Annotated in this window: 11 protein-coding genes; 5 read left to right on the forward strand and 6 right to left on the reverse strand. The window is 73.1% G+C overall.

Annotated features, from left to right (window positions below; genetic code table 11):
- Positions 1-7: 7 nt before the first annotated feature.
- Genes rfbD through ACZ42X_RS17375 form a run of 3 tightly spaced genes read right to left on the reverse strand, consistent with a single transcriptional unit; the run spans position 8 to position 2,924 of the window.
- Positions 8-868, reverse strand: a complete 861-nt coding sequence (gene rfbD, locus ACZ42X_RS17365) for a dTDP-4-dehydrorhamnose reductase (protein WP_468291186.1) — start codon at positions 866-868, stop codon at positions 8-10.
- On the reverse strand, positions 865-1,857 hold the full coding sequence (gene rfbB / locus ACZ42X_RS17370) for a dTDP-glucose 4,6-dehydratase (protein ID WP_468290269.1): 993 nt from the start codon (positions 1,855-1,857) through the stop codon (positions 865-867). Before rfbB ends, rfbD begins: the two co-directional genes overlap by 4 nt.
- The gene (locus ACZ42X_RS17375; RefSeq protein ID WP_468290272.1) at positions 1,854-2,924 is read right to left on the reverse strand and encodes a glucose-1-phosphate thymidylyltransferase; all 1,071 of its coding nucleotides are present in this window, start codon (positions 2,922-2,924) and stop codon (positions 1,854-1,856) included. Before ACZ42X_RS17375 ends, rfbB begins: the two co-directional genes overlap by 4 nt.
- Positions 2,925-3,107: 183 nt before the next feature.
- On the opposite strand from ACZ42X_RS17375, the gene ACZ42X_RS17380 reads away from it, so the two are divergent.
- The 5 genes from ACZ42X_RS17380 (at position 3,108) to ACZ42X_RS17400 (ending at position 10,364) form a co-directional block, all read left to right on the forward strand.
- Entirely contained in the window at positions 3,108-4,346 is a 1,239-nt protein-coding gene (locus ACZ42X_RS17380) for a glycosyltransferase family 39 protein (protein WP_468290274.1), read from the forward strand.
- Positions 4,347-4,408: 62 nt separating this feature from the next.
- Positions 4,409-6,124 (forward strand): methyltransferase domain-containing protein, encoded by a 1,716-nt coding sequence (locus ACZ42X_RS17385; protein WP_468290277.1) that lies wholly within the window; start codon positions 4,409-4,411, stop codon positions 6,122-6,124.
- Positions 6,125-6,134: 10 nt separating this feature from the next.
- Entirely contained in the window at positions 6,135-6,509 is a 375-nt protein-coding gene (locus ACZ42X_RS17390; protein ID WP_361422630.1) for an SMR family transporter, read from the forward strand.
- Between the two features lie 10 nt (positions 6,510-6,519).
- Positions 6,520-8,730, forward strand: coding sequence for a CDP-glycerol glycerophosphotransferase family protein (locus tag ACZ42X_RS17395; RefSeq protein ID WP_468290280.1), 2,211 nt, complete (start codon positions 6,520-6,522; stop codon positions 8,728-8,730).
- Positions 8,727-10,364 (forward strand): glycosyltransferase family 2 protein, encoded by a 1,638-nt coding sequence (locus tag ACZ42X_RS17400; protein ID WP_468290282.1) that lies wholly within the window; start codon positions 8,727-8,729, stop codon positions 10,362-10,364. The genes ACZ42X_RS17395 and ACZ42X_RS17400 overlap by 4 nt, the downstream gene beginning before the upstream one ends.
- Here ACZ42X_RS17400 and ACZ42X_RS17405 read toward each other — a convergent pair whose 3' ends face one another.
- The 3 genes from ACZ42X_RS17405 to ACZ42X_RS17415 all read right to left on the reverse strand — a co-directional run bounded on the left by ACZ42X_RS17405 (position 10,365) and on the right by ACZ42X_RS17415 (position 15,020).
- The gene (locus ACZ42X_RS17405; RefSeq protein ID WP_468290285.1) at positions 10,365-12,617 is read right to left on the reverse strand and encodes a bifunctional glycosyltransferase/CDP-glycerol:glycerophosphate glycerophosphotransferase; all 2,253 of its coding nucleotides are present in this window, start codon (positions 12,615-12,617) and stop codon (positions 10,365-10,367) included. It abuts the gene before it with no gap.
- 86 nt (positions 12,618-12,703) lie between these two features.
- The gene (locus ACZ42X_RS17410) at positions 12,704-13,570 is read right to left on the reverse strand and encodes a carbohydrate ABC transporter permease (protein WP_468290288.1); all 867 of its coding nucleotides are present in this window, start codon (positions 13,568-13,570) and stop codon (positions 12,704-12,706) included.
- A gap of 100 nt (positions 13,571-13,670) precedes the next feature.
- Positions 13,671-15,020, reverse strand: a complete 1,350-nt coding sequence (locus tag ACZ42X_RS17415; protein WP_468290290.1) for a carbohydrate ABC transporter permease — start codon at positions 15,018-15,020, stop codon at positions 13,671-13,673.

The following is a 15,020-nucleotide window of genomic DNA, read 5'->3' on the forward strand; positions in this document are numbered from 1 at the left end:
GCGGAGTTCACCGCGCAGGGGTGAGCAGCGCGGGGAGCGCCACCGCCAGCGCCTCCCGCCAGTCGCGCAGCGGCGTCAGCCCCGCCTCGCGCCAGCGGGCGTGGCCCAGGACGCTGTACGCGGGCCGGGGCGCCGGACGGGGGAAGGCCGCGCTCGTCGTCGGGCGGACGCGGTCCGGGTCGGTGCCCAGCAGGCGGAAGGTCTCGCGGGCGAGGTCGTGCCAGGTGCCGTCGCCCGCGTTCGTGGCGTGGTAGACGCCCGGGGGTGCGTCCGCGCGGCCGAGCGCGACGAGGAGTCCGGCGACGTCGGCGCTCCACGTGGGCTGGCCGCGCTGGTCCGCGACGACGTCCACGGAGGGGCGTTCCGCCTCCAGGCGGGTCATGGTGCGGACGAAGTTGGCGCCGCCCGCGCCGTACAGCCAGGCCGTCCGGATCACGTAGCCGCGCTCGGGGAGCAGCTCCAGGACGGCGCGTTCGCCCGCGAGCTTGGTGCGGCCGTACGCGGTGCGGGGCGCGGGCGTCGCGTCCTCGGCGTACGGCACCGAGGCCCGGCCGTCGAAGACGTAGTCCGTGGAGACGTGCAGCAGCCGGGCGCCCATCTCCGCGCAGGCCTCCGCCAGCGACCGGACCGCCGTGCCGTTGACCGCCAGGGCCTCGGCCTCCCGGGTCTCGGCGTCGTCCACGGCCGTCCAGGCCGCGCAGTTGACGACGACCGAGGGGCGCAGCGCCGACACCGCCGCGCGGACCGCGTGCGCGTCGCACACGTCCAGGTCGCGCCGGGTGAGCCCCACGGCGTCGCCGCCGAGGCAGGCCAGCACGTCCTGGGCGAGCATGCCGCCCGCCCCGGTCACCAGCCAGGGCCCCCTCACAGCGCCGCCCGGCTCAGCAGCGGCTGCCACCAGGAGCGGTTCTCGCGGTACCAGGCGACCGTCTCGGCGAGGCCCGTCGCGAAGTCCTTGGCCGGGCGGTAGCCGAGCTCGTCGCGGATCTTGGTCCAGTCGACCGCGTACCTGCGGTCGTGGCCCTTCCGGTCCTCGACCTCCTCCACGTGGGACCAGTCCGCCCCGCACGCGTCCAGCAGGAGGGACGTCAGCTTGCGGTTGGACAGCTCCGTACCGCCGCCGATGTTGTAGATCTCGCCCGCCCGGCCCCGCGTCCGGACGAGCTCGATCGCGCGCACGTGGTCGTCGACGTGCAGCCAGTCCCGCACATGGGAGCCGTCCCCGTACAGCGGCACCCTTCCGCCGTCCAGCAGCCGGGTGATGAAGAGGGGGACGACCTTCTCGGGGAAGTGGTGAGGGCCGTAGTTGTTCGAGCAGCGGGTGACCCGGACGTCCAGGCCGTGCGTCCGGTGGTAGGAGAGCGCGATGAGGTCGGCCGACGCTTTGGACGCGGCGTACGGCGAGTTGGGCCGCACCGGCTCGTCCTCCGTCCAGGAGCCGGTCTCGATCGAGCCGTACACCTCGTCCGTCGAGATGTGGACGAAGGGCGCGGTGCGGTGGCGGAGGCAGGCGTCCAGGAGCGTCTGCGTGCCCAGCACGTTCGTACGGACGAACTCGGCCGCGCCCAGGATGGAGCGGTCCACGTGCGACTCGGCGGCGAAGTGGACGATCTGGTCGTGCTCGGAGACCAGCTTGTCGACCAGGTCGGCGTCCCGGATGTCGCCGTGGAGGAAGGCGAAGCGGGGGTGGTCGCGGACGGCGGCGAGGTTGGCGGGGTTTCCGGCGTAGGTGAGTCGGTCCAGGACCGTGACGTCGGTCGCGGCGGGTCCGTCGGGGCCCAGCAGCGTACGGACGTAGTGCGAGCCGATGAAACCGGCGCCGCCGGTCACCAGGATCCGCGTGACGGGAGGGGTCATGACGAGATCTGCACCTTGCTGTGATCGCCGAGCACCAGGCGGTGGGCGGCCGGGATGGGCGGGGCGGGGGTGATCTCGACGTTACGGCCGATGAGGGACGCCTCCACGCGACCCACGCCGTGGAGCGAGGAGCCGCTGAGCACGATGGAGTACTCGATCTCACTGTCCGTCACCCGGCAGTTCTCGGCGATGGAGGTGGAGGGGCCGATGTAGGAGTTCTCGACGACCGTGCCCGCGCCGATGACGACCGGGCCGACGATCCGCGAGCCGCGCACGGTCGCACCGCCGCCGATGCGGACGCGCCCGATGATCTCGGTGGCGGCGTCGACGGAGCCTTCGTTCGCGGGGGTGAGGATCTCCAGGACGGAACGGTTCACCTCCAGCATGTCGGCGACGTTCCCGGTGTCCTTCCAGTAGCCGGAGATGATCGTGGACGTGACCGTGCGGCGCTCGTCGATGAGCCACTGGAGCGCGTGCGTGATCTCCAGCTCGCCGCGCGCCGACGGCGTGATGGCGCGCACGGCGTCGTGGACGGCGGGGGAGAAGAGGTACACCCCCACCAGGGCGAGGTCGCTGCGCGGCTGCGCCGGCTTCTCCTCCAGGCGCGCCACCCGCCCGTCGATGTCGAGCTCGGCGACGCCGAAGGCGCGCGGGTCGGGGACCTTGGTCAGCAGGATCTGGGCGTCGGGGCGGCTCGTACGGAACTCCTCGACGAGGTCCGTGATGCCGCCGACGATGAAGTTGTCGCCCAGGTACATCACGAAGTCGTCGTCGCCGAGGAAGTCGCGGGCGATCAGCACCGCGTGCGCGAGGCCGAGCGGCGCGTGCTGCGGGATGTACGTGACGTCGAGGCCGAAGCGCGAGCCGTCGCCGACGGCGGCGCGGATCTCGTCGGCGGTGTCCGGGGCGACGATGAGGCCGGTGTCCCGGATTCCGGCGGCGGCGAGGGACTCGAGCCCGTAGAAGAGCACCGGCTTGTTGGCGACGGGCACGAGCTGTTTCGCGGACGTGTGCGTGATGGGGCGCAGCCGGGTGCCGGCCCCTCCGGAGAGTACGAGTGCTTTCACTGGGCCTACCTTGAACGAGAGTTGACACCGCGCCTTGCGTACGGCCGTGAGCCATACGTGTGATTCGTCAAGTCGGTTTTGTGGCGATAATGCACGTACAGTGAACTGTATTGCGTTTACGCCGGTTTAAGTGTGTTTATCGGTGCTTCGCTTCACACCGTCCTCATTGCTACGTTCGTCAACATGAACGTCCGAATGTCGTCCCTCTCGTGGGACGTGCGGAAAGCCCGGATCGTCGTCCTCGTCGTCGCGGCGGTCGCGTTCGTCTCGAAAGTCGCGCTCGCGGCCACCACCCGGGGGCCCGCCGACGTGCGCTTCTTCTGGGGCTTCGCGCGGGCCATCGCCCGGACGGACCCGATTCGCGTCTACGCCGAGCCGCTGCCCTGGCTGCCCGTCTACAACCACCCGCCGCTGGCGAGCTGGATGCTGCTCGTCATGGAGTGGCTGGCCCAGCAGGGGGTGCCGTGGCGGCCGCTGATCCGGTTCCCCGCGTGCCTGGCCGACCTCATCACGGTGCTGCTGGTGTTCGAGATCGTACGGAGGCGGGGCCGGCTGCGGACGGCCGTCGCCTGCGCGCTGGGCGCGGCGCTGTGCCCGGTGCTCGTCGCCACCTCCGGGTACCACGGCAACACCGACTCGGTGGCGGTGATGTTCGCCTTCGCGGCCGCGTACCTGCTCGTCGACCGGAAGATGCCGAGGGCGGCGGGGGTCGCGGCGGCGCTCTGCATCAGTGTGAAGATCGTGCCGGTGGTCGCGGTTCCGCTGCTGTTCGTCGCCGCGTGGCGCGCCGGACGGCCCGCTCTGCTGCGGTTCGGCGGTGGCTTCGCGGTGGTGTTCCTCGCCGTGTGGGGTCCGGTCATCGCCACGGTGCCCGGCGCGCTCAAGGCGAACGTGCTGGAGTACGCGGGCGGCAACTTCAGCTTCTGGGGCATCATCCGCTTCGCCCGCTGGGCCGGGGTGCCGGAGCCGTACGTGGCGCTGGTGCGCGGTGACGGGCACTTCCTCATCGTCGCGGCGATCATGGCGGTGGGGGTGTGGCTGGCGTGGCGCCGCCCCGCCGACGCGCCGGTGGCCGTCGCCACCACGCTGGGGCTGCTGCTCCTGCTGAGCACCGCGTCCGGCGTGCAGTACCTCGCGTGGCCGGCGGCCGGGCTCTTCGTCATCGGCCTGTGGCAGGGGATCGCGTACGGCGTCGTCGTCGGCGGCGTGGCCGTGTCGGTCTACGCGGGGCAGCGGCCCGTCCACTGGACGGACACGGAGATGGCGTTCGGCGCGCTGGGGTGGGCGGTGCTGGCGGTGTGCGTGGCGACCGGTGTCCACCGCGCCGTGGGCTCCGCGGCGAGGGGCCGCGATCCGGGGGCGCCCGCCGTGGACATCGCCCGCCCGCGCACGGAGTCGCGACCGGCCCGGTCGGCCAACTGACCCGTTCCCCGACCCTCGGGCCCGCCCCCGGGCCCCGAGACACCCGAGAGTGGAGAAGTCCCATGACTCCCGACAGTCCCGCAGGCCCCGAAGCCCCCGCGAGTCCCGCCGGGCTGCCGAGCCCGGCCGGTCCCGCAAGCCCCCCGAGCCCGGCAGGTCCCGCAGGCCCCGCAAGCCCCGAAGCCTCCCCGAGCCCCACCGGGGCGCCAGGAGTCGCCGCGCCGCCCCGCCCCGCCGGGGCCGCCGGTCCCCGCATCGGCGTCCTCGTCGTCGCGTACAACGCCGAGTCGACCCTCGAGAAGACCCTCGACCGCATCCCCGCCGACTTCCGGTCCCGCATCGCCGAGATCCTCATCCTCGACGACGCCAGCCACGACGCCACCTTCACCGCCGGCTGCCGCTGGTCGCAGCTCGACGGCATGCCGCCCACCGTCGTCATGCGCCACACCAAGAACCTCGGCTACGGCGGCAACCAGAAGGCCGGTTACGCCCTCGCCGCCGAGCGCGGCCTCGACATCGTCGTCCTCCTCCACGGCGACGGCCAGTACGCCCCCGAGCTGCTCCCGCAGATGGTCGAGCCCCTCGTACGCGGCGAGTGCGAAGCCGTCTTCGGCTCCCGCATGATGCGGCCCCGCGACGCCCTGCGCGGCGGCATGCCCGCCTACAAGTGGCTCGGCAACCGCATCCTGACCCGGCTGGAGAACGCCCTCCTGGGCTCGGCCCTCACCGAGTTCCACTCCGGCTACCGGGCCTACAAGGTGGACGCCCTGCGGCGCCTGCCCATCGACCGCAACACCGACGCCTTCGACTTCGACACCCAGATCATCGTCCAGCTCGTCGACGCCGGCATGCGCATCAAGGAGATCCCCATCCCCACCTACTACGGGGACGAGATCTGCTACGTCAACGGCCTGCGCTACGCCAAGGACGTCGTCAAGGACGTCCTCGAATACCGCCTCGCGCGCAAGGGCTTCGGCACCTGCGACTGGATCCCCAAGCCCGTCGCGTACGCCTTCAAGGAGGGCGACGGCTCCTCGCACGCCGTCATCCTGGACCGGATGCGCGACCTGCCGCCCGGGCGCGTCCTCGACGTGGGCTGCTCCGGCGGCCTGTTCGCCGAGCGCCTCGAAGCCCTCGGGCACACCGTCACCGGCATCGACTGCGTCGAGGTGGAGGGCGTACGCGCGCGCTGCTCCGGCGGGTTCCACCTGGCCGACCTGGAGGAGGGCCTGCCCGATGCCGTCCACGAGGGCGACGGGTACGACTACGTCGTCGCCGGCGACGTCGTCGAGCACCTCTCCCGCCCCGAGCGCCTCCTCGCCGAGCTGCGCGACGTGCTCCGTCCTGACGGACACGTCCTGCTGTCCGTACCGAACTTCGGCCACTGGTACTCGCGGCTGCGCGTCGCACTCGGCATCTTCGACTATGACCGGCGCGGCATCCTCGACGAGACGCACCTGCGCTTCTTCAGCCGCGCCAGCCTGCGCCGCACCGTACGCTCCGCCGGTTACGACGTGCTGTCCCTCCGCGCCACCGGAGCGCCCTTCTGGTCCGTCCTCGGCGGCGGACCGGCCGCCAGGGCGCTCGGCGCGCTGTCGAAGCTGCTGACCCGGATCCGGCCGACCCTCTTCGGCTACCAGTACGTCGCCGTGCTCACCCCGCACGCGGCGCGGACGATCATCGCTGGGGAGCACATCGATGTCCAGGACATCCTCAACCGCCAGTACGTGCCGACCGACCTCCCCGCCGATGCCCAGGCCCACCGCGTCGGCGTCTGAGAGGCGGACGTTGACCCTCGCCAGCTTCTCCCTGCTGCTCTTCGCGGTGTTCTCCTCCGCCGCCGGGCAGATCATGCTCAAGCACGGGATGCGGGCCGCCGCCACCGCCGTCGAGAAGGGCGGCGGTTCCCTCGCCGTGCACGCCGCGACCACGCCCTGGGTGGTGGTCGGCCTCGCCGTCTTCGCGGTCTCCGCCGTCGCCTGGATGTCCACCCTCGCGCGGGTGCCGCTGTCGGTCGCGTACCCCTTCAACGCCCTCGGCTACCTGCTCATCGTGCTCGCCGGCTCGACCCTCCTGCACGAGCGGACCTCGCCGTGGACCTGGGCCGGGTCGCTGCTCGTGGTCATCGGCCTCGTCACCGTCTTCGCCGGCCAACGTTCCTAGGGGGACCGCCATGACCCAGCTCAGCGTCATCGTCTCCGGCCGCGCCTCCCTCAGCCGGCTGCGCGAGTGCCTGGAGAGCGTCACCGCCCAGCCGTACGCGCACCTCGACGTCGTGGTGACCGTGCCGCTCGACGACCCGGCCGCCCGTGCGCTCGCCGAGACCCACGAGACGCGCGACCCGCGCGTCACCGTCGTCCCCGTCTCCCCGCACGCGTCGACGGCCACCGCCCGGGCCGCCGCCGTGGGCGCCGCGCGCGGTGCGTACGTACAGTTCGTCCACCCCGACGACCGGCTGCCCGAGGGCGCGGCGGCCGCCGTGGCCGCCCGGCTCGACGCCCTGCCGGAGGCCGCGGCCGCCGACGTCCTGCTGTGCGACCACCGGGTGGCGCACTGGTGGGACGACGCCGCGCCCAGCGGCGACACCGAGCTCCTCGCCCGCCTGCCCCGGCTCACCAGCCTCGACGAGCGGCCCGCGCTGCTGGACCTCGCGCCCGTCCTCGGCGCCCGCGTCATCAGCGCCCGGCTCCTCGACCACCACCCCGGGCTCCTCGCCGTCGACGGCGACCTGTACCCCGCGTACGCCGTGCTGCTCCTGGCCCGGCGCGTCGCCTGCTGCGACACCGTGGCCGTCGTCCACCGCCGCGACCGGCCCGTGCAGCGGCGCGCCGCCGAGCCCGAGCGGCACTTCGCCGCCTTCGGCCCGTACGAGCGGCTGCACGAGCTGTACGCCGGCTGCGGGAACCCCGCCGTACGCGCCCGCCTGTACGACCGGATGACCGCCGACTACCTCGCCACCCTCGCCCGCCGCGACGAGCTGCCGCCCGCGCTCGTCGCCGAGTACTTCCGCCGCGCAGCCCGCCACGCGGCCCGCTTCCGCCCCGAGGGCCACCGCGGTCCCGGCGGCCTCGACGGTGTACGCCACCACCTCCTCGCGCACGGCGCCTACCTCGGCTACCGGGCCCTGCGCGGCGCCAACGACAAGCGCCGCGCCCTCCAGACGGCCGTCGGGGCGCGCGCCGGGCAGGTCGCGGCCGTCCGCACCCGGCGCCGCTACCGCGCGGCCCTGCGCCGCCGCGTCGACGAGGACCTCGCGGTCTTCTCGGCATACTGGGGGCGCGGCGTCCACTGCAACCCCGCCGCCCTCGCCGCCGAGCTCGCCGAACTCGCGCCCGACATCCGCCGCGTGTGGGTGGTGGAGGAGGACCGCGTCCCGCTGCTGCCGCCCGGCACCGACCACGTCGTCCCCGGCACGCCCCGCTACTGGGACGTCCTGGCCCGCGCCAAGTACCTCGTCAACAACGTCAACTTCCCCAACGACGTCGCCAAGAGGCCCGGCTCCGTCCACGTCCAGACCCACCACGGCACCCCGCTCAAGCGCATGGGCGTCGACCAGCGCCACCACCCGGCCGCCGCCCAGGGCCTCAACTTCGACGCCCTCCTGGAGCGCATCGACCGCTGGGACTACAGCCTCTCCGCCAACAGCCACTCCACCGAGACCTGGGCCCGCGCCTACCCCTCCGGCTACCGCTCCCTCGACTACGGCTATCCCCGCAACGACGTCTACTACCGGGCCACCGCCGAGGACGTCCTCGCCGCCCGCGCCCGCCTCGGCATCGCACCCGGCCGCCGGGCCGTCCTGTACGCCCCCACGCACCGCGACCACGAGGCCCGCTGGACGCCCCGCCTGGACCTGCCGCGCCTCGCCGAGCGGCTCGGCGAGGACACCGTGCTGCTGGTGCGCGGCCACTACTTCCACGACCGGCTGCCCGGGCCCCGCCACCCCCGCGTCCTCGACGTCACCGGCTGGGACCCGGTCGAGGAGCTCGCGCTCGCCGCCGACGTCCTCGTCACGGACTACTCGTCCCTCATGTTCGACTACGCCAACCTCGACCGGCCGATCGTGATCCACGCCGACGACTGGGAGACGTACACCCGCGTCCGCGGCGTCTACTTCGACCTGACGGCCGAGGCCCCGGGACCCGTCACCCGCGGCCAGGGTGAACTGGCCGAGGTCCTCACCTCCACCGCCTGGTGCGACGAGACCGCCCGCAAACAGCGCCACGACTTCCGGCTGCGCTTCTGCGAGTACGACGACGGGCACGCCGCCGAGCGGGTCGTGCGCCGCGTCTTCCTCGGCGAGGGGGAGGAGGGCCTGCCGCCCCTGCTGCCCCTCGGCCGGCGCACCCCCGCACCCACCCCCGAGGAGGCCGCGCGCCGATGACCACCTACCCCGACGTCACCGTGACGGTGATCGTCCACAACGACGCGGCGCGGCTGCCGCGCGCCGTCGCCTCCGTACGCGCCCAGACCCACCGCGCCATCGAGATCGTCATCAGCGACGACCACTCCACGGACGACACCCCGAAGGTCGCCGCCGCGCTCGCCGCCAAGGACGACCGGATCCGGCTGCTGCGGCTGGAGCGCAACAGCGGCGGCTGCGGCGCGCCCCGCAACCGGGCCGTCGAGATCGCCCGCGCGCCCTTCCTGATGTTCCTCGACAGCGACGACGAACTCCCGCCGAAGGCCGTGGAGCTGCTGCTCGCCGCACACCGGGAGGCGGACGTCGACTTCACCATGGGCGCGGTGGAACGCGTGCGCGCCGACACCGGCGCCACCTCCACCTGGATGGCGTCGCTGTTCGGCCGGCGCCGTACGGTGCGGGGCATCGAGGACGAGCCGCGGCTGCTCTTCGAGCCGCTGTCGACCAACAAGATGTACCGCAGGGAGTTCCTCGACCGGCACGGGCTGCGCTTCCCCGAGGGCCTGCACTACGAGGACCAGCTGTTCTCGGCCCAGGCGTACACCCTCGCGCGCGCCTTCACCGTCCTCACCGAGCCCGTCTACCGCTGGTACATCGCCCCCTACGCCGCCGCCGACACCGCCACCATCTCCAACCGGCGGCACCTGATGTCCAACGTCCGCGACCGGATCGCCATCGCGCGGCTCATCGACGCGTTCCTGGCGGAGCACGGCGTCTCGGCGGCGGTCCGGGAGGAGAAGGACTTCAAGTTCCTGTCCCACGACGTCCGGCTGTACGCGGGCGACCTGCCGTACCGGGAGGTGGAGTGGGTCGCGGAGTTCGCCGCCGAGACCCTGCCGTACCTGGACGGGCTGGCTCCGGCCGCGTACGAACGGCTGGGCTGGGTCGAGCGGGCCGTGATCGGGCTGCTGCGCGAGGGCCGGTACGAGGAGGCGCGGCTCGCCGCGCGGGGGCTGGTGCACGGGGTCGGCCCGCGGCGGACGACGGTGGCGGACGGGCGTACGTACTGGGGCGGGGCGGAGCCCGCGACCGAGGCGGGCCGCCGCGACCTGGACCTGACGGAACTCGACCTGGAGGGGTGCCCGTTCGGCGCGGCGCGCTTCCGGCACGAGATCACGGACCTCGCGCACACCGGATCGGTCGTCGAGCTCGCGGTACGGACGTACGACCCCGGGCGCCGGCTGTCGCTCGCCCCCCAGCCGGCCCGGCTGCACCTCGCGCCCGGCGGGCGGCGGACCACCCTGCCGGTGCGGCTCGACCCGGCCGGGAGCGGCGTCTTCGAAGGCGCCGTACGCCTCGACCTGGCGGCGGTGGCGCTGCCCCCGCAGGGCTTCTGGGGCGTGCGCCATCCTGTGCTGGAGGTCACCTGCGGGGACGCCGTGAACGCCGGCGTGCTGCTCGCGCCGCTGGACTTCCCGCCCTTCGAGGTCACCGGGCCCGCCCGGCACCGGATCACCGTCGAACCGGAGGGGCGGGACGCGGGGCGCCTGCAGGTGCGGTGGCGGCCGGGCGGGGCGGCGGGGCGGCTGCTCGTGCCGATGGCCCGGCGGGGCGTCGTCCGCCGCCTTGCCAAAGCCCTGCTCGTACGCGCCTGATCAGCGCGGCGCCGGGAACAGCACCGACACCGCCTGCCCCATCGACGGCGCCGGACGGCGCTCCTCCAGCGGGACGACGGGCGCCAGCCGCTCCGGGTCCTCGCCCAGGAACACGTGGCGCACGACCCGCTCGGCGGCGTGCCCGTCGTCGTACGGGCAGAACCGCGCCCGGAACGCGGCCCGCAGCTGCGCCGAACGCGAGCCGCGCCAGTGCCCGGTGACGAAGATGTCGATCAGCTCGTCCTCGGAGCGGGCCACCGCGCCGGGCGGGAAGGCCCGCAGGTCGAAGTAGGTGCCCCGGGCCGCGTCGTACACCGCCCAGTCCTCGGTGTGGACGACGATCGGCCGGTCCAGGTTGGCGTAGTCGAACATCAGCGACGAGTAGTCCGTCAGCAGCGCGTCCGACGCCAGGCACAGCTGCTCGACGGACGGGTGCGCCGAGACGTCGATCACGCGCGGGTTGGCGGCCGGGGCCAGGGGCTCGCCGTCGCCGTGCGTGGGGTGGGCGCGCGCCAGGATCACGAACCGGGGGCCGAGCGCCACCGCCAGCCGGTCCAGGTCCAGCAGGAGCGGCTGCGGGCGGACGTAGTCGCGGTGGGTGGGCGCGTACAGGATCGCCGTGTGCCCCTCGGGGACGCCGAGCGTCTCGCGCAGCCGGGCGACGTCGGCGGCGCCGGCCCGCTGGAAGACGTCGTTGCGCGGGCTGCCGTACTCGAGCGTGCGGTACGCGGCCGGGTAGACCCGCTCCCACACGAGGGTGGCGTGGCGGTTGGGGGAGATCAGGTAGTCCCAGGTGTCGACGGCCCGCAGCAGCCCGGCGAAGTCCATGCCCCGGGCGGCGGCCGGCCGGTGCATCAGGTCCAGGCCCATGTGCTTGAGCGGCGTGCCGTGCTGGGTCTGGACGACGACCTGGCCGCGCCGCTTCACCAGCCGGCGGTCGAAGTTCACGTTGTTGACCAGGTACTTGGAGCGGGCCAGGGCCGTCCAGTACGCCGCCGAGCCCGGACGCACCCGGCGCGTGCCCGGCGGCACGGTGTGGGCGTACGCCGGCGCGCAGATCCACGCGGTGCGGATGTGCGGCGCGAGCTCCCGCACGCGCTCCTCGATGGCGGCCGGGCTGCACGCGTAACCCCGGCTCCAGTACGCACCGAAGACGGCGAGGTCGTCGCGGACGGGCAGGCAGCGCTGGACCCGGTAGTGCAGCTGGAGCAGCACGCCGCGCACCCTGCCCGCGGCCGACCGGAGGGCGGCGGTCAGGCGCTTCTTCGCCGTACGCGCGGCCATGAGTGTGCGGTACGTGCGGTGGCTGCCGCACCGCACCAGGGCGTGGCGCAGGCGCGTGGTGGCCCTCGGCGCGGCGAACTTCGGGGCCGCGCCCGGCGCGCGGTAGCGGCGGTAGTGCGCGCGGGCGCGCCGGAAGAAGCGGGCGCGCGTGCCGCGCGGCAGACGCCCCGGGGCCATGAACACGGACGTGAAGTGGTCCGCCATGCGGCGGCACAGCACCGGCCGCCAGTGCGCCAGCTCGGGGCGGGTGTCGAGGAACGCGAACAGCCGCTCGTACTGGTCGAACAGGTCGAAGTGGCGCAGGCTCGTGGTGCTCAGGATGGAGCCGGAGCGGCGCTGGCGGTAGTGCACGCAGACCCGGTCGAGCGTGGCGATCGACCCGGCGGCCAGCAGCGCCGGGTACGTCCACGGCGTGTCCTCGTAGAACCCGGGCGGGAAGGTGAAGCCCTCGCGCTGGACGAACTCCCGCTTGTACGCCTTGTTCCACACCACCATCAGCACCTTGAGCAGCCCCGGCCGGTCGGCGAGGGTGAACGGCGCGGGGCCCTCCTGGCCGAGGTGGGCGTGGAACTCGTTGCGGACGGTCTCACCGGTGGCGTACGTACGGGCGTAGTCGTAGACCAGGACGTCCGGGTCGCCGGTCTCCTTGAGGCGGTCGGCGACGGCCTGGAGGGCGCCCGGTACGAGCGTGTCGTCGCCGTCGAGGAAGACGAGGTAGTCCCCGGTGGCGTGGGCGAGCCCGGCGTTGCGTGCCGGGCCGAGGCCGGAGTTCTCGGGCAGGTGCACGGCGACGACCCGGCGGTCGCGGGCGGCGAACTCGTCGACGATCGCACCGCAGCCGTCGGGCGAGCAGTCGTCCACGGCGATCAGTTCGAGGTCGTCGCAGGACTGGGAGAGCACCGACTCCAGGCACGCGTGCAGGTAGGGCCGGACGTTGTACGCGGGGACGATGACGCTGAACCGGGGCATGGCCCGGGAACTTCCGATGGACCGACCGGGTTACGCGCCCCGTGGCATACGGGGGACCCGCGGGTGTACGTCCGCTGACCTGTACGTCATTTCACCGCTCCGGCCATCACCCCCGAGACGAACTGCCGCTGGAAGGCGAAGAAGACCGCGAGCGGGATCACCATCGAGACGAACGCACCGGGCGCGAGCACGTCGATGTTGTTGCCGAACTGCCGGACCTGCTGCTGGAGCGCGACCGTGATCGGCGGGGACTCGGAGTCCGCGAAGATCAGCGCGACCAGCATGTCGTTCCAGACCCAGAGGAACTGGAAGATGCCGAGCGAGGCGATGGCCGGCCCGCCGAGCGGCATGACCACGCGCGTGAACAGCCGTATCTCGCCCGCTCCGTCGAGGCGGGCCGCCTCCAGCAGCTCGCGCGGGATCTCGGCGAAGAAGTTGCGCAGGAGGAAGATCGCGAAGGGCAGGCCGAAGGCGACGTGGAAGAGGACGACGCCGAAGGTCGTCTCGAAGATCCCGACCTCGCCGAAGAGCTTCGACACGGGCACGAGCGCGACCTGGACGGGGACGACGAGCAGGCCGACCACCACCAGGAACCACCAGTCGCGGCCGGGGAAGTCCATCCAGGCGAAGGCGTAGCCGGCGAGCGAGCCGATGACGATGACGAGGACCGTCGCCGGGACGGTGATGAGCACGGTGGAGAGGAGGGAGCGGGTGATCGTGTCGTTGTCGAGGATGCTCGCGTAGTTGGCGGTGGTGAGCTCGGCGGGTGCGGTGAACACCGTCCACCAGCCGGAGGCGTTGATGTCGGCGGGGTCGCGCAGCGAGGACAGCAGCAGGCCGACGGTCGGCATCAGCCAGAAGAGCGCGACGAGGACGAGGAAGACGCGCAGGGCGCCGCCCCCGGCACGGGCGGCGAGACGGGCCGCGAACGACGGCTTGGTTGTTGGGCTCATCGCCGCGTCTCCTTCCGTATGCGCCGGACGTTGCTGTGCCTGCCCGGGGGACAACCCCCGGACCCCCGGCAGGGAGGCGCGTCGGGGCGAAGCCGACTGCTCATCGCCGCGTCTCCTTCCGTATGCGCCGGACGTTGAACAGCATCACCGGGATCACCAGCAGCAGGAGCAGCACCGAGATGGCGCTGCCGACGCCGAGGTGGGCGTCCGTGCCGAAGGAGGAGCGGTAGAGCTGGAGCGCCAGGACGTTGGCGTCGTCCTGGACCGAGCCGGGCGCGATGATGAAGACCAGGTCGAAGATCTTCAGTACGTTGATCATCAGGGTGACGAGGACGACCGCCAGGACCGGCGCGAGGAGCGGGACCGTCACCCGGCGGAAGACCTGCCATTCGTTGGCGCCGTCCACCCGGGCCGCTTCGAGCAGCTCGCGGGGGAGGCCCGCCAGCCCGGCCGCGATCAGCACCATCGCGAAACCCGCCCACATCCACACGTAACTTCCGATGATGGCGGGCGTGACGAGGGACGGGCCGAGCCAGTCGACGCCGTTGTAGCGCGCGCGGAAGTTCGACTCGGGCAGGCGCAGGTGTGCGCCGTCGGCCGCGGCGGGAAGGGTGAAGGTGCCGTCGGCCGCCGCCGTCGCGGTGGCGACGACCTTGCCGTCCTTGACCGCCTCGACCTTCAGGCCCTTGAGGCCGAGCTCCTTGGCGTCGACGGTGTTGGGCGTGCCGCCGCCGCCCCGGGTGAAGTCCAGCCAGGCGGTGCCGGTGATGTCGTCGCCCCGCGGCGGCGGCGCCTTCGCGGGCGCGGCGTCGCCGGGCATGTCGGCCGGGGCCACGCCGATCAGCGGCAGCTTTGCCGGCGTGCCCGCCCGTACCGGCTCCTTGGTGACGAACGCGCCGCCGCCCGCCGCCTTGAGCGGGTGGACCGGGAGGGGGCGGGCCTTGGGGTAGCCGGCCGACTCGGCGAACGTGTCGTGCACGCCGACCCAGACGGCGTTGGCGACCCCGCGGTCGGGGTCCTGCTCGTACACCAGCCGGAAGATGATGCCCGCGGCGAGCATCGAGATCGCCATCGGCATGAAGACGACCAGCTTGAACGCCGTGCCCCAGCGGACCCGCTCGGTGAGCACCGCGAAGATCAGCCCGAGGGCGGTGGCGACGGTCGGCGCCACCACCACCCAGACGGCGTTGTTCTTGACGGCGGTGAGGATCGTGTCGTCGGTGAAGATCTCGGCGTAGTTGGCCAGTCCGGCGAAGGTGTCACCGGACTGGTCGAAGAAGGACCGGTAGACCGAGTACCCGATCGGATACACCACGAGCGCACCGAGCAGCACGAGGGCCGGCAGCAGGAAGGCCGCGGCCATCAGCCTGCGGGTGCCGGTCACGCGCATGCGCGGGGGCGCGGGCGCGGGGGTCTTCGACAGGGGCGGGGTGGCGGCGGGGGCGGCCAT

Source organism: Streptomyces sp. NPDC030862, assembly GCF_055571835.1.

What these genes read in the sequence shown, in the direction of transcription:
- rfbB (WP_468290269.1), bottom strand. Translation starts at nt 1,857, where the DNA reads ATGACCCCTCCCGTCACGCGGATCCTGGTGACCGGCGGCGCCGGTTTC.
- ACZ42X_RS17380 (WP_468290274.1), top strand. Translation starts at nt 3,108, where the DNA reads ATGAACGTCCGAATGTCGTCCCTCTCGTGGGACGTGCGGAAAGCCCGG.
- ACZ42X_RS17385 (WP_468290277.1), top strand. Translation starts at nt 4,409, where the DNA reads ATGACTCCCGACAGTCCCGCAGGCCCCGAAGCCCCCGCGAGTCCCGCC.
- ACZ42X_RS17395 (WP_468290280.1), top strand. Translation starts at nt 6,520, where the DNA reads ATGACCCAGCTCAGCGTCATCGTCTCCGGCCGCGCCTCCCTCAGCCGG.
- ACZ42X_RS17400 (WP_468290282.1), top strand. Translation starts at nt 8,727, where the DNA reads ATGACCACCTACCCCGACGTCACCGTGACGGTGATCGTCCACAACGAC.
- ACZ42X_RS17405 (WP_468290285.1), bottom strand. Translation starts at nt 12,617, where the DNA reads ATGCCCCGGTTCAGCGTCATCGTCCCCGCGTACAACGTCCGGCCCTAC.
- ACZ42X_RS17410 (WP_468290288.1), bottom strand. Translation starts at nt 13,570, where the DNA reads ATGAGCCCAACAACCAAGCCGTCGTTCGCGGCCCGTCTCGCCGCCCGT.
- ACZ42X_RS17415 (WP_468290290.1), bottom strand. Translation starts at nt 15,020, where the DNA reads ATGGCCGCCCCCGCCGCCACCCCGCCCCTGTCGAAGACCCCCGCGCCC.